General features: G+C 67.7%; 15 protein-coding genes. 9 read left to right on the forward strand and 6 right to left on the reverse strand.

Annotation, left to right across the window (positions count from 1 at the left end; translation table 11 throughout):
- Nucleotides 1-1,146 precede the first annotated feature (1,146 nt).
- Nucleotides 1,147-1,902, reverse strand: a complete 756-nt coding sequence (locus tag ABWO17_RS17000; protein WP_353120655.1) for a type I restriction endonuclease subunit R — start codon at nucleotides 1,900-1,902, stop codon at nucleotides 1,147-1,149.
- A gap of 146 nt (nucleotides 1,903-2,048) precedes the next feature.
- Nucleotides 2,049-2,306 (reverse strand): hypothetical protein, encoded by a 258-nt coding sequence (locus ABWO17_RS17005; protein ID WP_353120657.1) that lies wholly within the window; start codon nucleotides 2,304-2,306, stop codon nucleotides 2,049-2,051.
- A 533-nt stretch (nucleotides 2,307-2,839) separates the two neighbouring features.
- Between ABWO17_RS17005 and dsrA the strand changes: the two genes are divergently transcribed.
- The 7 genes from dsrA (at nucleotide 2,840) to ABWO17_RS17040 (ending at nucleotide 10,934) form a co-directional block, all read left to right on the forward strand.
- On the forward strand, nucleotides 2,840-4,153 hold the full coding sequence (gene dsrA / locus ABWO17_RS17010) for a dissimilatory-type sulfite reductase subunit alpha (RefSeq protein WP_353120659.1): 1,314 nt from the start codon (nucleotides 2,840-2,842) through the stop codon (nucleotides 4,151-4,153).
- An 18-nt stretch (nucleotides 4,154-4,171) separates the two neighbouring features.
- Nucleotides 4,172-5,317, forward strand: coding sequence for a dissimilatory-type sulfite reductase subunit beta (dsrB, locus tag ABWO17_RS17015; protein ID WP_353120661.1), 1,146 nt, complete (start codon nucleotides 4,172-4,174; stop codon nucleotides 5,315-5,317).
- A gap of 63 nt (nucleotides 5,318-5,380) precedes the next feature.
- Nucleotides 5,381-5,614 (forward strand): dissimilatory sulfite reductase D family protein, encoded by a 234-nt coding sequence (locus ABWO17_RS17020; RefSeq protein WP_007524227.1) that lies wholly within the window; start codon nucleotides 5,381-5,383, stop codon nucleotides 5,612-5,614.
- A gap of 151 nt (nucleotides 5,615-5,765) precedes the next feature.
- Nucleotides 5,766-7,340 carry a cobyrinic acid a,c-diamide synthase CobB gene (locus ABWO17_RS17025; protein WP_353120663.1) on the forward strand — a complete coding sequence of 525 codons (1,575 nt, stop codon included), beginning with the start codon at nucleotides 5,766-5,768 and terminating at the stop codon, nucleotides 7,338-7,340.
- Between the two features lie 341 nt (nucleotides 7,341-7,681).
- Nucleotides 7,682-8,581: a hypothetical protein gene (locus tag ABWO17_RS17030; RefSeq protein ID WP_353120665.1), complete on the forward strand. Its 900-nt coding sequence runs from the start codon at nucleotides 7,682-7,684 to the stop codon at nucleotides 8,579-8,581.
- Between the two features lie 160 nt (nucleotides 8,582-8,741).
- Nucleotides 8,742-9,209, forward strand: coding sequence for a MarR family winged helix-turn-helix transcriptional regulator (locus ABWO17_RS17035; RefSeq protein ID WP_353120667.1), 468 nt, complete (start codon nucleotides 8,742-8,744; stop codon nucleotides 9,207-9,209).
- A 222-nt stretch (nucleotides 9,210-9,431) separates the two neighbouring features.
- Nucleotides 9,432-10,934 (forward strand): SLC13 family permease, encoded by a 1,503-nt coding sequence (locus tag ABWO17_RS17040; RefSeq protein ID WP_353120669.1) that lies wholly within the window; start codon nucleotides 9,432-9,434, stop codon nucleotides 10,932-10,934.
- 282 nt (nucleotides 10,935-11,216) lie between these two features.
- Here the strand turns inward: ABWO17_RS17040 and ABWO17_RS17045 are convergent, their stop codons facing one another.
- Entirely contained in the window at nucleotides 11,217-11,510 is a 294-nt protein-coding gene (locus tag ABWO17_RS17045; RefSeq protein ID WP_007524232.1) for an integration host factor subunit alpha, read from the reverse strand.
- A gap of 26 nt (nucleotides 11,511-11,536) precedes the next feature.
- Nucleotides 11,537-11,956 (reverse strand): HIT family protein, encoded by a 420-nt coding sequence (locus ABWO17_RS17050; RefSeq protein WP_196610588.1) that lies wholly within the window; start codon nucleotides 11,954-11,956, stop codon nucleotides 11,537-11,539.
- A gap of 562 nt (nucleotides 11,957-12,518) precedes the next feature.
- Here ABWO17_RS17050 and ABWO17_RS17055 point away from each other — a divergent pair.
- A complete protein-coding gene (locus ABWO17_RS17055) occupies nucleotides 12,519-13,562 on the forward strand; it encodes a radical SAM protein (protein WP_353120672.1) in 1,044 nt (347 codons plus the stop codon).
- A gap of 63 nt (nucleotides 13,563-13,625) precedes the next feature.
- Here the strand turns inward: ABWO17_RS17055 and ABWO17_RS17060 are convergent, their stop codons facing one another.
- Both ABWO17_RS17060 and ABWO17_RS17065 read right to left on the reverse strand, forming a co-directional pair.
- A complete protein-coding gene (locus tag ABWO17_RS17060) occupies nucleotides 13,626-14,693 on the reverse strand; it encodes a uracil-DNA glycosylase (protein WP_353120674.1) in 1,068 nt (355 codons plus the stop codon).
- Nucleotides 14,694-15,896: a pyridoxal phosphate-dependent aminotransferase gene (locus tag ABWO17_RS17065; protein ID WP_353120676.1), complete on the reverse strand. Its 1,203-nt coding sequence runs from the start codon at nucleotides 15,894-15,896 to the stop codon at nucleotides 14,694-14,696. It abuts the gene before it with no gap.
- Between the two features lie 378 nt (nucleotides 15,897-16,274).
- On the opposite strand from ABWO17_RS17065, the gene ABWO17_RS17070 reads away from it, so the two are divergent.
- The gene (locus ABWO17_RS17070) at nucleotides 16,275-16,976 is read left to right on the forward strand and encodes a hypothetical protein (RefSeq protein WP_353120678.1); all 702 of its coding nucleotides are present in this window, start codon (nucleotides 16,275-16,277) and stop codon (nucleotides 16,974-16,976) included.
- Nucleotides 16,977-17,098: the final 122 nt, after the last annotated feature.

The raw sequence follows: 17,098 nt of genomic DNA on the forward strand, positions 1-17,098 counted from the left end.
ACGAAGACAGTCCTGCTTCGTTGACCACGCTCGATCTCGTTATGCCTCCGGCGGGCAAGGGGCCGCTAAGCGGCGGCCCCTTGCATCCCCGCGCTCCAGGGGGGCTGCGCCACCCCTGGACCCCCGACGTATCCTGCACCGCATTCCTGTGCCGGGCAGCTTCCCTCCGGCGCAGGGCGCCTCCGGGTGATCTGCCCGACGGAATGCGATGTGCACGAGGCTCTCGCTACCTCCACCCCACCCGGGTGCCCTGCGCCACACCCTCGTTGCGACGCATGTGCCGCCGTCAAGGCCCGACGGCACATGCTTCTACGCACGACACGTTTCGGTAAGGCAATGATAGCGAGCTATTCCCAAGGTCCGGCCTGCCGTGTGGGCTCGAACAGCGAACTTTTTTGCCTGACGTGACTTCAAATGCAACCTTGGTGCGGCGATATGTGTCCGCAGCCGGAGATCACCGCTGAGGCTTTGCGAGGCGGAAGCTCCGGCGTCGCGGATACGCGCCGCAAGAGAACCGTGGAAAAAGGCACCCTTGTTCCGCAATGGCTATGAGAGCTACATGCACATCGGTGTCGCTGGCGGCAGATCACCCGAAAGCGCTTTGGCCGAGGGAGGCTGCCGACGAAAGGAATGTATGATGCAGGGCACGCCCTGTGTCCAAAGCATTTCCATACTGTTCAACGGAAAGGTATCGCGCGTAGAAGCATGTGCCATCGGTCCTTGACGGCGGCACATGCGTCGCAACGGGGGTGTGGGGCAAGGCGCCCGACTGAGATGAGGGTACCGGGAGATTCGTGCACATCGCATTCCGCCGGGCAGATCACCCGGAGGCGCCTTGCGCCGGAGGGAAGCTGCCCGGCACAGGAATGCGGTGCAGGACAACCCGGGGTTCCAAGGGGCGGAGCCCCTGGAACGCGGGGGTGCAGGGGGTGTTCGTTACAACACCCCCTGCCCGTCGGAGACATAACGAAACCGCGCGTGGTCAAAAGGGCTGTCGTGTCTTCGTAGAAGCCGCATCCGACAGCGATCGACACTTCTCTTGCCTCCCGCCGGAGGCATAACAAAATCAAGGGGTATCATCAGGGCAGGACTGTCTTCATAGATGCCGTGCCCATCAGGGCACTCCCCCTCCCCACCGCCACGCGGTTACAACAAACACACATCCTCGCCGCAACACCGCTTCAAAAACGCCGTGTACGCCCCCAGTATGCGCCGCTCGCCCGCCGCGCGTTCCGGCGGCAGCGGCGGGCACGGGTGCTCCGCTGCCAACCGCCGCAAATCATCCCGCTTCGGCAACGCCCGCATGCCCTCGCCCAGCACCGCGCCATCCACCGCCGCCATGAGCAGGGCATCGCGCGTGTCGGTCACGGCCACCAGCGGCGCGGGGCCGCCGGGAAACAGCCGGGCTGCCGCCACGCTTTCGCGGGCATAGGTGCCGGGGGCACCGGGGCAGAACAGCACGATGCACAGCGGCGTGCCGTCGTCGTCGCGCAGGGTCAGGTCCACCACGCGGCAGCCTTCGTCGGGGTCATGGGGAGCTTCGGATGAAGAAGGAGAAAGAGAGAGGGAAGAATCGGGAAGGGTACCGGCGGGACGGGTCGATGGCACTCCCGGTTCCGCTCCGGGCATGCCTGTCGGCGCAGAAACGCTTGCCGGTTCATCTGGCACGTCTGGCACGTCTGGCACGTCAGGCACATCGGGGCCACGCCCGGCGCCAGCATCGCCGCCGTCCGGCACGTCGAACCGCACCCGCACGCGCGGCTCGACAAGCCCGCGCGGGTGGCCCAGTTGCTCCACCAGCAGCCGCGCCAGCGCCTGCCGCAAATCCTCGTAGGTGGTGTGGTCCACGTCCTGCCCGGTCAGATAGTCGCGCAGGGTGGCCCCAAGGCTGACTTCGTGCATGCGGCCCTCCGGCAAGCCCGCCACCACGCAACGGGCAGGTTTGCTCCGGAATTCACGAGCACCGCTCTCGCGGAACCCAATTGGCCTTCATTAACTGATATTCGCCAATCGTTCGCTGACCATCGGCCTTCGTCAATTGGCCTTCGTCAATTGGCCTTCAGCAGGGCGCGCGCCACGGACTCGTCGTACAGCACAAGGGGGTCGGCATCGCGCCCCATGTCGCGATACATCCCTGCGGCATGGCGGATGATTTCCAGCGGCACCCACTCGTGGCGTTCCCACACTTCTGGCCGGTCGGCACGCCACAGGCGAAATTCCACGCTACCGCCGTGCGCGCGCACGTAGACGCGGGTACGTTTGTCATTGGGATCGGGGTAGTAGTAAAGGCCAAGATCGTCCTGCATGGGCACTCCTGAACACATGGGCTGCGAATGGCGCCCGCCTGCCGTTGCCGGATGCGGGCATACGGTCAATGCCCTATCCCGCCGATGCACGCAAGATGTTGTCATTCCCCGGATGCTGGGCTACAAGCAAGGAAGTGTCGCCCGCCCCTTGCATGGCGGCACCAGGGTATCCGACGGGGAGACTGCCATGCCCCGTCCCCGCGCCAACGCGCGGCGGGCACCGGAACGAGGCAGGACGCGCGGCGCCACCGACACGCCGTCCCCTGCACCTTTTCGACAATCCCGACAAGGCGTTGCCTGCGTCCCGCCCTGCGGCGGGGAGAGGCGGTGGCCCGTGTCGGGGCTTGACAACGCGCCGGAATCCTTTTAGGAATGGCGTTACTTTGTCCAAAAAATCACGAGTTTTCCGGGCGCAAGGGCCGCGCCGACCGATGCCCTTACTTCCGGAAGACGCCGTCCTGTTGCGCCCCAGGGGCGATGGGCGTGTCTGTTGAGAGTCCAGAACTTCAACAAACCAATGTGGAGGTAAGGCAATGGCGAAACATTCAACCCCCAAGTTGGACCAGCTCGAATCCGGGCCCTGGCCCAGCTTCGTGTCCGACATCAAGCAGGAAGCGGCGTACCGGGCCGCCAACCCCAAGGGTCTGGACTACCAGATCCCTGTGGACTGCCCCGAAGACCTGCTTGGCGTGCTCGAGCTGTCCTACAACGAGGGTGAAACCCACTGGAAGCACGGCGGCATCGTCGGCGTGTTCGGTTACGGCGGCGGCGTCATCGGCCGTTACTGTGACCAGCCCGAACAGTTCCCCGGCGTGGCGCACTTCCACACCGTGCGCGTGAACCAGCCCGCGGCGAAGTACTACCACACCGACTACCTGCGCCAGCTCTGCGACCTGTGGGACCTGCGCGGCTCCGGTCTGACCAACATGCACGGCTCCACCGGCGACATCGTGCTTCTTGGCACCCAGACCCCGCAGCTTGAAGAACTGTTCTTCGAACTGACCCACAAGATGAACACCGACCTTGGTGGCTCGGGCTCCAACCTGCGTACGCCTGAATCGTGCCTTGGCATGTCGCGTTGCGAATACGCCTGCTACGACACCCAGGCCTGCTGCTACGCCCTGACCATGGAATACCAGGACGAACTGCACCGTCCGGCGTTCCCCTACAAGTTCAAGTTCAAGTTCGACGGCTGCCCCAACGGCTGCGTCGCCTCCATCGCCCGCTCCGACTTCTCGGTCATCGGTACCTGGAAGGACGACATCAAGATCGACCAGGCCGCCGTCAAGGCCTACGTCGGTGGCGAACTGAAGCCCAACGCCGGTGCCCACTCGGGCCGCGACTGGGGCAAGTTCGACATCGTGGCCGAAGTGGTGGAACGCTGCCCCTCCAAGTGCATCTCCTGGAACGGCTCCGCCCTGTCCATCAAGACCAGCGAGTGCGTGCGCTGCATGCACTGCATCAACACCATGCCCCGCGCCCTGCGCATCGGTGACGAACGCGGCGCGTCCATCCTGGTCGGCGCCAAGGCGCCCGTCCTCGACGGCGCCCAGATGGGTTCGCTGCTGGTTCCCTTCGTGGACGCCAGCGAGCCGTTCGACGACATCAAGGGTGTCGTTGAAAAGATCTGGGACTGGTGGATGGAAGAAGGCAAGAACCGCGAGCGCCTGGGCGAGACCATCAAGCGTCTCAGCTTCCAGAAGCTGCTCGAGGTGACCGAAATCGACCCCGTGGCGCAGCACGTGAAAGAGCCCCGTTCCAACCCGTACATCTTCTTCAAGGAAGAAGAAGTGCCCGGTGGCTGGGACCGCGACATCACGGAATACCGCAAGAGACACCAGAGATAAGAAGAGGGGTAGCACATCATGGCATTCATCTCTTCCGGGTACAATCCCGAAAAGCCGATGGAAAACCGTATCACGGACATCGGCCCCCGCAAGCACGACTCCTTCTTCCCCCCGTTCATCGCGAAGAACTTCGGGAAGTGGCTGTACCATGAAATCCTGGAACCCGGCGTGCTCATGCATGTCGCCGAATCCGGCGACAAGGTGTACACCGTGCGCATCGGCGCTGCCCGTCTGATGTCGATCACCCACATCCGCGAGATGTGCGACATCGCCGACAAGCACTGCGGCGGCTTCCTGCGCTTCACCACCCGCAACAACGTCGAGTTCATGGTCGACACCGAAGCGGGCCTGAAGGCGCTGAAGGAAGACCTGTCCTCGCGCAAGTTCGCCGGCGGCTCCTACAAGTTCCCCATCGGCGGCACCGGCGCCGGTGTGTCGAACATCGTGCACACCCAGGGCTGGGTGCACTGCCACACTCCCGCCACCGACGCTTCCGGCCCGGTCAAGGCGATCATGGACGAAGTCTTCACCGACTTCCAGACCATGCGCCTGCCCGCCCCGGTCCGCATCTCGCTGGCCTGCTGCATCAACATGTGCGGCGCGGTGCACTGCTCCGACATCGGCGTGGTGGGCATCCACCGCAAGCCCCCGATGATCGACCACGAATGGACCGACCAGCTGTGCGAAATCCCGCTGGCCGTTTCCGCCTGCCCCACCGCAGCCGTGCGTCCCACCAAGGTGGAAATCGGCGAAAAGAAGCTGAACTCCATCGCCATCAAGAACGACCGCTGCATGTACTGCGGTAACTGCTACACCATGTGCCCCGCCCTGCCCATCTCCGATGGCGAAGGCGACGGCTGCGTGATCATGGTGGGCGGCAAGGTTTCCAACCGCATCTCCATGCCCAAGTTCTCGAAGGTCGTCGTGGCCTACATCCCGAACGAAATGCCGCGCTGGCCCTCGCTGACCGCGAAGATCAAGCACATCATCGAGGTGTACGCCGCCAACGCGAACAAGTACGAACGTCTGGGCGAATGGGCCGAGCGCATCGGCTGGGAAAGCTTCTTCAAGCTGACCGGCCTCGAGTTCACCCACCACCTCATCGACGACTTCCGCGATCCGGCCTACTACACCTGGCGTCAGAGCACCCAGTTCAAGTTCTAAGCCGGACGGCAACCACATTCCGGGGGCGGGTTTGCCGCCCCCGGATAACCAAAGGGGCTATCCATGGAAGAAGCCAAGAACAAGGTCGTGGAATTCCTGCAGTCCAAGGCCGGCTCGAAGAGCAAGTTCTACTTCAACGACTTTCTCGACCTGTTCCCCGACAAGGGCCCGCGCGACGTGAAGAAGATCCTCACCGCGCTGGTGAACGCCGAAGTTCTGGAATACTGGTCCTCCGGCAGCACCACCATGTACGGCCTCAAGGGCGCCGGCAAGCAGGCCGGGGCCGAGGGCGAATAGTAGTTCTCCACGCCGGGGAACTGATTTTCCGAAAAGGCGTATGGACTGCAAGGTTCATACGCTCTTTTCGCATGCACGCCCGCCATGTGCGCCGCGCGCTCCATCCACGTTCGTCACCCGCCCCCCTGGCCGGGCCCTTCGGCATCATTGCATGAACCTTCCGCGCATCGTCATCGCCGGGCTTTCCGGCGGCTCGGGCAAGACGCTGGTATCCCTCGGCGTGGTACGCGCCCTTGCGCGCTCCGGCCTTGCGGTAAAGCCCTGCAAGAAGGGGCCGGACTACATCGACGCCTGGTGGCTGGCCCTGGCCGCCGGGCACCCCGCCACCAACCTGGACCCCTACTTTCTCGATGCGCCCATGCTGCGCTCGCTGTTCTGGACGCAGTGCGGGCTGGCGGGAGATGGAGCCAGGACCGACGCCGCGCCCGGCCCGTCAGGGGGTGAGCAGCCCGGCCTGCCTGGCCCGTCCGTTCCCTATGACCTCGCCGTCATCGAAGGCAACCGGGGGTTGTTCGACGGGCGCGACCTGTCCGGCAGCAGCTCCACGGCGGAACTTGCGCGCATCCTCGGGGCGCCGGTGGTTGTGGTGATGGACTGCACCAAGATGACCCGCACGGCGGCGGCCATCGTGTCCGGCCTGCGCCACTTCGAGCAGGGCGTGCACATCGCCGGGGTGATCCTGAACCGCACGGCGGGGCCGCGCCATCGCAGCGTGCTGCGCGAAACCATCGAGCATTACACCGACGTGCCGGTGCTGGGCATACTGCCCAAGATTGCCGACAATCCCATCCCCGAACGGCACATGGGCCTCGTTTCCGGCATGGAGCACGAGGAATGCGTGGCCGGGCTGGACCGGGTGGCTGACATCATGGCCGAACACGTGGACCTGCACCGGCTGCGCCAGGTGGCCAGTGCCGCACCCCCGGCACAGGGTCCGGTGGCCGACCTGTGGTCGCTGCTGCCCGGTGCGGCGCATGCCGCGCCGGAAGGCCCAACCCCGGCCAACGCCGATCAGGGCGCCGACGTTCCCCATGCGGCGCCCCCCCTCCGCCCGCGCATCGGCTATGTGCACGATGCGGCCCTGTGGTTCTACTACCATGAAAACCTGCTGGCCCTGCGCCATGCCGGGGCGGAACTGGTACGCCTTTCGCTGCTTGACGGCGCGGAGTGGCCGCAACTGGACGGCCTGTACCTTGGCGGCGGCTTTCCGGAAACCCTGGCCGCCCCGCTGTCCGCCAACCGTCCGGCCCTGGATCGGCTGCGCGCCCTTTCCGAATCGGGCCTGCCCATCTACGCCGAATGCGGCGGGTTCATGGTGCTGGGCCGGTCCATCGTCATGGACGGCATCGAGCACCCCATGGCGGACATCTTTCCGGTGCGCACCGTGTTCCACCCCAAGCCCCAGGGGCTCGGCTACGTCGACGCCGCCGCCGTGCTCGAAAACCCCTTCCATCCTCTGGGCGCCACCTTTCGCGGGCACGAGTTCCACTATTCGCGCTGCGTGCCCTGCGACGACGCGCCTGACGCCCCCGCCGTTCCCAGCGCCCTGCGGCTTACGGCCCAGTCCGGCCACGTCACCGGCATGGGCGATGGTCGCGACGGACTGCTGCGCCGCAACACCCTGGCCTCCTACACCCACATCTTCGCCCCTGCCGTGCCCCACTGGGCACCCGCCATGGTCCGGGCGGCGTGCGAGCACCGAGCGGCGCGCACACCCAAGACCTGACGCCTGCTTTCAGCCCTCCTCCAGCCCGGCTGCTCGATCCAGAGCCTTCAGAGCATGCCTTCTTCCCTGCCGAGGGCGCCGCGCATGCGATAGCGCTTGCACTGCATGGCGGTCTGGTTTAGCCTCCTGCACATCATTAGCAAGCAAATAATATATGCAGCAACCATATGCTGCCGCACGGGCCAAGCCCCGGGCACCCCGCGCGTGTCCTGTCCGCCGTGCCCGCCTTGCCCGGTCCAGCCGCTTCGGCGGCCGTTTCTTCCCCTTGCATCGGCACCCGCCGACCCCCTGTTTCTTCCTACCCGCAACACGGCGCGCCAGCGCGCCCTCAGGAACCGCACATGATCCGCACACACTCACCCCGTGCCATCCGTGGCGCCCACCGCTTCACGTCCGCCGCGCTGCTGCTGTGCGCGGCCCTGCTGCTGGGGCTTGTCGCACCCGCCCATGCCGAAGACAAGGATTTCACCGCCACCTTCACCGGTCGCACCGTGGGCGAGGCGGACATGGACGACGGCGGCTCGGTTTCCGTCACCGAAGCCGGGGCCAACCTGCGCTACCGCTGGTTCGGCATCGACTACCTGAATCGCCGCTACGACTGGTCGGACACCGCCAGCCTGCCCTTCGGCAACGGGTCCGAGCCGTGGGAACAGTTGCACATGCTCCGCCTGCGCGCCGACATTGCCGAACAGTTGGGCTTCGGCGGCCTTGGCTGGTTCGCCGGGGCGGGCCTGGCCGCCGGATGGGAAGAGGAAATGGACGATGCCTGGGGCCTTTCCGGCTCGGCCGGGCTTACCTGGGCGGTGGGTGGCGTGCGCCTGCGCGGCGGCATTGCGGCTTCGCTGCATCCCGTGGGCACCCGCCTGATGCCCGTTGCCGCCGCAGACTGGGGCAACCAGCGCGATATGGGCTTTTCGGCCACGTTGGGCATTCCGGAAACCATGCTGCGCTACCGTTCCTCGGACATGTTCGCCTTTCGCGTGGGTGGCCGGATGGACGGCGATACCTACCGCCTGGCCGACGACAGCCCGGTGGAGCGCGAAGGCTACATGAAGACCTCGTCCCTGACGCTGGGCGGCTACATCGACATCACCCCGCTGGACGACCTGACCCTGACCGTGGGCGCGGAATACCTGACCCGCCGCGAAATGCGCGTCTACAATTCCGACGGCGACGAACGGGACACCTACGACCTGGACGACGCCCCCGCCCTGTTCCTGCGCCTGCGTTACGGCTTCTAGGGTACTGCCGTGTCCTTCCCGTGGGGCGTGCCCCGCGCACTACGGGAAGGGCGCGACACCAACGACAGCGTGTCGCCCGGCGGCCCCGCAGGATTGACAGCGCGCGGGGCCGCCGCATAGGCAAAGGGAAACCTTCGAACAACTTCGCCACGGGAGCGCCATGCCCAAAGCCCGTTTCTATCCTCATGACGCCCCCCTGCCAGGAGTTCGCACCTCACACCGTCTCCTGTTCCTGCTCACAGAGCTGAACCGGGCCTGGCGGATGCGCCTGGACCACAGGCTGAAGCCGCTGGGCCTTTCCCTGGCCACCGGAGGCGTGCTGTGGTCGCTGACCGCGCGCGGTTCGCTGACGCAAATCCAGTTGGCCCGGCATATCGGCATCGAGGGGTCGTCCCTTGTCCGTCAGGTGGACAAGCTGGAAGCCGAAGGACTCGTTCGGCGCATCCAGAGCCCGGAAGACCGGCGCGCCAACCTGTTGGAACTGACGGAAGCCGGGGCACTGTTGGCCCGGCGCGTCATTGCCGAGGGCGTTGCCGTGCGCGATGAACTGTTCGACGGCATTCCCGACGCCGACCTGGACACCACCCTGCGCACCCTGCACCTGCTGCGCACCCGCCTGCCGGACTGAAGGCACGGCAGGCTGCCTCGTGTGCGGCATGCGCGCACGGTGACCGTGCGCCACGGGCTGCACGCCGCGCACTGTCCACCACGCCCGCATCAGGCGCATCCCCCCGCCCCGCACCTTGCCCTGTACCTTGCCCTGTTCGCATTGGCCGGCCCGAGTTGTTCAACCAGCCCCGCCGTGCTACGCAGGAATGACCATCCGCGACCAGCTTGAGGTCACTCCGTCATGTCCACCGCCTCTCCTACCCCCGGCGATCGCTCGTCGCGCCCGTTCCACCACGCACGTTCGGCATTGACCACACTTGCCTCGCTGGCGCGTTCGCCCCGCCACGCCATCGCCCTGACCTGCATGGCGGCAGGAGCGGCGTTGGCCCTGTGCCCCCCGGCGGCCCTGCCGCCGGACGCCGCCAGACCCGTGGGGCTGGCCGTTGGGGCCATCGGGTTGTGGGTTACCGCCGCGATCCCCGAATACCTCACCGCCCTGCTGTTTTTCCTGCTGGCCATCCTGCTGCGCGCCGCCCCGTCCGCCACGGTGTTCTCCGGGTTCCACTCGGCCACCTTCTGGCTGGTCTTCGGCGGGCTGTGCATGGGTACGGCCATGCAGCATACCGGGCTTGGCGCACGCATGGCGCGGGGGCTGCTGGCCCGCACGGGCACGGGCTATGCCGCGCTGGTCTGCGGGCTTGTGGCCGTGGGCGTGCTGCTGTCGTTCGTCATGCCCTCATCCATGGGCCGCATCGCCCTGCTCATGCCCCTGGCGGTGTCCCTTGCGGGGGCTGCCGGCCATGGGACGGGCAGCAGACAGCGCACCGGCATCGTTCTGGCTGCCCTGTTCGGGGCGCTGCAACCGGCCTTCGCCATCCTGCCTGCCAACGTGCCCAACATGATCCTTGCGGGCAGTGCGGAAAACCTGTTCGGCCACACCCTTACCTACGGGCGCTACCTGCTGCTGCACTTTCCGGTGCTGGGCCTGCTGAAAGCCATGGTCATCGCGGCCGTGGTGCTGCGGCTGTACCCGGCACCCGATAGAGGGGCGCCCCCCGCCACAATGCCGGTGGCCGATGCCGCAGTGCCGGTGACCGATGCCGCCCCACCGACGGCATCGGCCAGCCCGGCGGAGCGGCGGCTGATGGTGGTGTTGGCCGTGGCCGTGGGCCTGTGGGCAACCGACTCCCTGCACCACGTCTCGCCTGCGTGGATCAGCCTGGGGGCCGCCGTGCTCTGCCTGTGGCCGCCGCTGGGCCTTACCGGCAAACAGACCATCAGCAGGGACATGAGCATGGCGCCGCTGCTGTTCGTGGCGGGCATCATGGGGCTGGGTGCCATGGTGGCTGCATCGGGCGCGGGGCACCTGCTGGTGCGTGCCCTGCTGGATGCCCTGCCGCTGGCACCGGGGGACTCCGCCCGCAACTTCGCCGTGCTCACGGTGTACGCCATGGTCACCGGGCTGCTCACCACCCTGCCTGGCATCCCCGCCGTGCTCACCCCGCTGGCGGGCGACCTTGCCGCCGCTTCCGGCTTCAGCCTGGAAGCCGTGCTGATGACCCAGGTCGTGGCCGTATCGTCCATGTTCCTGCCCTACCAGTCGCCGCCGCTGGTGGTGGCCATGCAACTGGGCAGCGTGTCCTCCGGCCACATGACCCGCACCTGCCTGCTGCTGGCCGCCATCAACATAGTGGTGCTGCTGCCGCTGGATTACCTGTGGTGGCGCTGGCTGGGCGTGCTCTGACCGGCTTGCTGTCCGGACGGACGCGGGCGGACCGCGCCCCGTCCCGGCATGCCGCCTCCGCCCGCATGATCTCTCCTCCGCCTTGTCCACGGGGGCCACGGGTCCGCAGGTCCACAGGGGCCACGGGAGCCACAGGTCCACGGGTCCAGGGCCTCCGCGCCGCCAGCGTGCAGTACCGCCTGCGCCCGCTTCACCCCAAAAAAACACCGACGCCGCCCCCCAGCCGGGGAGCGGCGTCGAAAACCCTGGCGGCCGGTGGCCGGGCAGGTGCGCGCGGACGCGCTATTCGTCGTTCAGTTCGGCGCGGAACTTGCGCGACAGGCGGAACACCACGACCTTGCGCGGGGGCAGGGTGATGGTTTCGTCGGTCTGCGGGTTGCGCCCCTTGCGGGCCTTCTTGTCGTAAGCCTCGAACTTGCCGAATCCGCTTATGAGCAGGGCATGATCCTTCTTGATCGCCTGCTTCATGATGCCGAGAAGCGACTCGACAACGCCTTTCACTTCGGCGCGGTTCCTGTCGGTCTTTTCATAGATGGCATCGACGATTTCCGCCTTGGTCAGGGTCTTGCCGCTCATACTGTCCTCCGGGCCGGTGCTTCCGGCTACTCCATGCGTTCCCTGATGGCCTTCGCGAGTGCCTGCATCTCGTCGATGCTGCCGTACTGTCCCTGCGGCCACAGTTCGTGGCCATCGCCGGGAAAGCGGGGCACCAGATGCCAATGGACGTGGAACACCACCTGTCCCGCCGTCGCGAAGTTGTTTTGGAATATGTTCAGCCCTTCCGCTCCGGTGGCCTCCATGACGGCACGGCCAACGCGCTGCTGGGCGGCGATGATGTGCTCGCCGAGCCGCGCGGGCATGTCGAGCACCGTGCGGTGATGTTCCTTGGGAACGATCAGCGCATGGCCCCGATTGACGGGTCCGATGTCCAGAAAGGAGAGCACGTGGTCGTCGGCGTAGATCTGCGCGCAGGGAATTTCGCCACGCACTATCCTGCAGAAAATGCAATCGGACTGGGACATGGATTCTCCGTCACATGGAACACTTTGAAATCATTCAGCCGCGCGAACCGGCGCGCAGCGGCGGGCATGTAACTAGTTATATACACAGTCAAAGCCGCAACCGCAAGTAAAATCTTGCAAGATTATGCCGGGTTGCCACGCCTTGCGGCACAAGGGCTTCCGTGCCATCGTCCCTGGCTGGGGGGCCTGCGGACCTCGCTCCAACCCCCTTTCCGGAAAGGGGTTGGGCGCACCTTCCCTTTCGCGCGCCGGTTTCCTGCCCCGGAAATGGAAGGACCGCACAGCGAAAATAGAGGCCCGCGTACGCTCGGGAACCATCAACTTGGCTTCGATAGTAACACATCAGCAACACAAGGCAATCATGTCGGCGTTGATTTTTCCGGTCCCCGAGCCAGTTTGCGGCTGTCGCAGAGCGGCGCGCGCCACGCCAGCCACGCCCGCCAGCCCAGACGGGCCGGGGCACAGACGCGGCGCGACAGCCGCCGCACCGGCTGCCGCGTTGCGCAGGCGGCCACGCATCCTGCCTGTTTTCCTGCCCTTTGCCGGGTGCCCCACCCGCTGCGTGTTCTGCGCACAGGACGTGCAGACCGGCCAGCGCGGCGGCACCCACGGCGTGGCCCATGCCTTGGCGCTGGCCGAAGCCCGACTGGCGCAGGAGGCACGCCTGCAGCAGGATGCGACGACGGGCGGTTATCCGGAACCGCACGCCCCCTCCGCACCGGACACCGGACCTGCCGTGCCCGCACGTGACCAGACCCCGCCGCCGCTGGAAATCGCCTTCTACGGCGGCACGTTCACCCTGCTGCCGGAAGCGGAGCGCGCCGCCTGCCTGGACCTTGCGCATCGCTGGCGGCAACGCGGGGTGGTCTGCCGGGTGCGCTGTTCCACCCGGCCCGACGCCGTCACCGAGCGCGGTCTGGACGCATTGCGGGCGGCGGGCATGGACTGTGTGGAACTGGGAGTGCAAAGCTTCGACGATGCGGCCCTGGCCGCCGCCAGCCGGGGCTACGCCGGGGCGGTGGCCCGCGCCGCCTGCGCCATGGTGGCCGGGGCCGGGCTGGAGCTGGGGGTGCAACTGATGCCCGGCATGCCGGGGGTGACGCCGGAAGTGTTCCGCGCCGACGTGCGCACCGCCCTGCTGCCCGATGTCGACGAAGCGCCCCCGTTGGCCGCCTTCCTGCGCTTCTACCCCTGCCTCGTGCTGCGCGGCACGCCGCTGGCGGAGCGCTGGCGGAGCGGAAGCTATCTTCCGTGGACGCTGGACACCACGGTGGACGCCCTTGCCGACGGCCTGCTGGCCGCGTGGGCACGCGGCGTGGCCGTGGTGCGCATGGGCCTTTCGCCGGAGGACGGACTGGACGACGCGGTGCTGGCCGGGCCGGTGCATCCCGCGCTGGGCCAGTTGGCCAAGGCCGAAGCCCTGCGCCGCCACGTGGCCGCGCATCTGGCCCGCCTGCCGGGACCGCCCGTACGTCTGGGCGTACCGCGCCGCCTGCGCGGGCTGCTGTGGGGGCACGCCAACGGGCTGGTGGACGCCTACGCGGCCATGGGCATTACCCGCGCCATGGTATACTGGCGGGACGGCGACACCTTTTCGCTGGAATGACAACGGCGGCCACCCCGCACTCCGGGACGACCGCCGCCGCAACGTCTTCCTGTTTCCGCCCGTTCACCAACGGATGGGCGCCTCTCCCCGTGCGGCCAGCCACGCGTTGACCCGCGAAAAATGCCCGCACCCGAAAAACCCGCGCGAGGCCGAGAGCGGCGAGGGATGCGCCGCCGTCAGCACCAGATGCGCCGGGTGGGTCACCAGCCCGGCGAACCCGTGCGCGGGCCTGCCCCACAGCAGGAAGGCGCACGGCTGCGAACGCCCGCCCAGCGCGGCCACCATGCCCCGCGTCACCACCTCCCAGCCGAGGCCCGCATGGCTGTTGGGCAGCCCCTCTTCCACGGTGAGCACCGTGTTCAGCAACAGCACGCCTTGCGCGGCCCAGCGCGACAGATTGCCGGAGGGGGCAGCGGAGAGGGGCGGAGCAGCGCCGAACGGCGCCAGCAGCGGCCCGCCTGCGGGCGTGCCGCCAGCCGCCTGTTCGCCGCAATCGGCGGCCACTTCCTTGAAGATGTTGCGCAACGAACGCGGCGGGGGCACCCCGTCGGCAACCGAAAAGGCCAGACCGTGGGCCTGCCCCGGCCCATGGTAGGGGTCCTGCCCCAGGATGACCACCCGCACCGCGTCCCACGGCGTGGCGCACAGCGCCCGGAACACGTCGGCGCGGGCCGGATAGACGGTGCGCCCCTGCGCGCGCAGTGTTTCTGCCCGCGCAAGGGCTTCAAGATGTTTCCCGGCAGCCAGTTCCGCCACCTGGTCCGGCCAGCCGGTGCCTGCCAGCGGGTCCGGTCCGGCAAGCACCGCAGGATCGGGCCCGGCCAAAGCGGCGGCATCCAGACCGGCAGGCGCACGGGACGGTGCGGAACGTGCGGATGCAGCGGGCGCGCGGCCAGGCGCGTCCTTGAACATTCCGCCGGGCATGGCGGTTGCGCCCGGCGCGGCGGTTGCGGCCCCATCCACCTTGCGCGGCCTGCCGCGCCGCCGGGGTGCTGCCTGCGCCTCGCCGTCCTGCTCGGGCGGGGATGCCGCATCAAGCGCTGACGCGGCACTGGCCGCAGCCGCCCGCGCGTCGCCCGCTTCCCCCGGCCTGCGCGCCGGGCCGTCCACCAGTATCCTGCGCCGGGCCATCTACAGCGCCGCCACCCAGTGCTGGATGCGGTCGAAGGCCTCTGTCAGTTCCGCCTCGTCCATGCCGAAGGACAGCCGCAGATGACGTTCGCCCGTGGGGCCGAACGAACCGCCCGGCACGGTGATCACCCGCGCCTCTTCCAGCATGCGCCGGGCCACGGTCATGGAGTCGGCGTCGGTGAAGGCATAGCGGGCCATGGCGTAAAAGGCGCCGCGCGGCGGCACGTAGGTGAAGTGCGGGGCCAGCGCGTCGAGGCGGCGACAGGTCAGGCCGCGCCGGGCGGCCAGGGCCGCGCGCATGACGTCCACGCAGTCCTGCGGTCCGGTCAGCGCCGCAAGGGCCGCGTGCTGCGACACGGTGGGCGCGCACACCGCCGTGGCGTCGTGCACCTTCAGCAGTTCCGCCATCCATGCGGCGTCGGCGGCCACGTACCCCACGCGCCACCCGGTCAGGGCGTACTTCTTGGAAAAGGAATTCACGGTGATCACGTGGCGGCGCAGTTCCGGCTGGCCTACGGGAGAAAAGCGCGGCGTGCCGGGGGCTTGCCCGTACACCATGTAGTCGTAGGTGTCGTCCACGATGAGCACCAGGTTGCGCTCCAGCGCCAGGTCGCACAGGGCGCGCACGTCGACGTCGTCGTACACCCCGCCGGTGGGGTTGCCGGGGCTGCACACGATGATGGCCCGGGTACGCGGGGTGACGGCGGCGCGCACCGCGTCCACGTCCAGCCCCCAGTCGGCGGCGCGCAACGGCACATGCACGGGCACGCCCTCGGCCATCAGTACCTGCTCGGCATGCGAGGCATAGCCCGGCGAGGGGATGATCACCTCGTCGCCGCGCTCCACCACGGTGAGCATGATCATCACCAGCGCTTCCATGGCCCCCACGGTGACGCCGATTTCCGTTTCCGGATCGAAGCGCGCGCCCTTGCGGGCCAAGATGTCCGCCGCAATGGCCTCGCGCAGGGCGGGCATGCCGGGTTGCAGGCTGTAGCGCCCGGCCGTGGGGTCGTCGCGCAGGGCGCGGCACACGGCCTCGACGATGTGGTCCGGCGTGCGGAATGAGGGCACGCCCTGCCCCAGCGACACGCAGCCGCCCACCTTGGCGGCCAGCATGGGCATGAGCTTGGTGGCGGAAATGCGGATGTTGCGCACGCGCTTGGCAACGCGCAGGGAAGATTCCGAAGAGGCTATGTCGGACATGGTTCGGCTCCGGTGAGTGGCAGAAATGGGCGGAGGTAGCGAAATGGCCGCGCGGGTGGGCAAGCTCCGCTCTGCGCGCGGGCACCCGGTGGCACGATGCGTCGGCCAGCCTTGGGCTATACCCGCCCGCGCCGCGCTCGGCAACGCGCTGGGGCTGCGGAATCGGCGGCAGCGGGCAACGGGCCTGCCGAGAAGATCGGGCACCGCAAGGAGGGCACTGCCCCTGCGTGGCATGGTGGTGGCTGTGTGGCAGCCTGGCAACGTGCACGACACAGGCGCACATCGGCACGCGCCCTTGCATCGACCTGCGCACGGTGGCACCCTGACGGCACGGCAACATGAACGAATGCATGCCGCCCGCCATCCCGAGAGGACCGCATGAAATTCACCTGCACCATCGAACATCTGCCCGGCTCGCGTCCGCTGGAGGTCCCGCCCCGGCAGCCGCGCCATGTGGCCGGGTACGTGGCCGGGTACGACACCGGATACGGCACGGACGCCGCGCCGGACACCGACGACCTCAACCACGGTGGCGACTATGGCCAGCGCCCGGTGCCCGCATCCGGGCTGCCCCTGCCGGTGCGTGACCGCATCGTGCTGGATGCGGCCCCCGGCGAGGTGCCGTGGCACATCGCGCTGAAATTCCTGGGCTATCTACTGTACCGGGAATGGGAACCGCGCGTGGAGGAAGGCGTGGGCTGGCACTACAAGCCGGACCTGGTCGCGCTGGACGCGGCGGGAAACATCCGGCTGTGGCTGGACTGCGGAAACATCGCGGCGCGCAAGACCGACCGGGTGGCGGCCAAGCTGGGCGAGGACACGCCCTTCCGCATCCTGCGCCGGACGGAGAAGGACGCCCGGCAACTGGCGGCCACGCTGGCGGGCAAGGTGCGCCACCCGCAACGGGTACGCCTGATCGCCTTCGACGCGGGATTCGTGGACGCCATCGCGGCGGGGCTGGACAGCACCAACCGCATCAAGGCCCTGCGCGGGGCCGACCGGCTGGACCTGACCTTCGAGACGCGGCAGGACCGGGTGGAGTTGCACAGCCGGTTGCATGTGCTGGAGTTGAAGGGATAGCAAAGACTCTCGACTGCAATTCAATCACACCGGACTCGCACGGACTGTTTTCGTAAGCATGCCGCGCAATGTAGCCCCAATGGAAAAGTCTTGAAAGAGGGGGGAGGGTTCGGGAGGGGGGA

This window comes from Nitratidesulfovibrio sp. (assembly GCF_040373385.1).
Lineage (GTDB): Bacteria > Desulfobacterota > Desulfovibrionia > Desulfovibrionales > Desulfovibrionaceae > Cupidesulfovibrio.

Bases quoted from the DNA above. Each gene is read 5' to 3' on its own strand.
- dsrB (WP_353120661.1), top strand. From the start codon at position 4,172: ATGGCATTCATCTCTTCCGGGTACAATCCCGAAAAGCCGATGGAAAAC.
- ABWO17_RS17035 (WP_353120667.1), top strand. From the start codon at position 8,742: ATGCCCAAAGCCCGTTTCTATCCTCATGACGCCCCCCTGCCAGGAGTT.
- dsrA (WP_353120659.1), top strand. From the start codon at position 2,840: ATGGCGAAACATTCAACCCCCAAGTTGGACCAGCTCGAATCCGGGCCC.
- ABWO17_RS17050 (WP_196610588.1), bottom strand. From the start codon at position 11,956: ATGTCCCAGTCCGATTGCATTTTCTGCAGGATAGTGCGTGGCGAAATT.
- ABWO17_RS17000 (WP_353120655.1), bottom strand. From the start codon at position 1,902: ATGCACGAAGTCAGCCTTGGGGCCACCCTGCGCGACTATCTGACCGGG.
- ABWO17_RS17020 (WP_007524227.1), top strand. From the start codon at position 5,381: ATGGAAGAAGCCAAGAACAAGGTCGTGGAATTCCTGCAGTCCAAGGCC.
- ABWO17_RS17005 (WP_353120657.1), bottom strand. From the start codon at position 2,306: ATGCAGGACGATCTTGGCCTTTACTACTACCCCGATCCCAATGACAAA.
- ABWO17_RS17065 (WP_353120676.1), bottom strand. From the start codon at position 15,896: ATGTCCGACATAGCCTCTTCGGAATCTTCCCTGCGCGTTGCCAAGCGC.
- ABWO17_RS17040 (WP_353120669.1), top strand. From the start codon at position 9,432: ATGTCCACCGCCTCTCCTACCCCCGGCGATCGCTCGTCGCGCCCGTTC.
- ABWO17_RS17045 (WP_007524232.1), bottom strand. From the start codon at position 11,510: ATGAGCGGCAAGACCCTGACCAAGGCGGAAATCGTCGATGCCATCTAT.
- ABWO17_RS17030 (WP_353120665.1), top strand. From the start codon at position 7,682: ATGATCCGCACACACTCACCCCGTGCCATCCGTGGCGCCCACCGCTTC.
- ABWO17_RS17070 (WP_353120678.1), top strand. From the start codon at position 16,275: ATGAAATTCACCTGCACCATCGAACATCTGCCCGGCTCGCGTCCGCTG.
- ABWO17_RS17025 (WP_353120663.1), top strand. From the start codon at position 5,766: ATGAACCTTCCGCGCATCGTCATCGCCGGGCTTTCCGGCGGCTCGGGC.
- ABWO17_RS17060 (WP_353120674.1), bottom strand. From the start codon at position 14,693: ATGGCCCGGCGCAGGATACTGGTGGACGGCCCGGCGCGCAGGCCGGGG.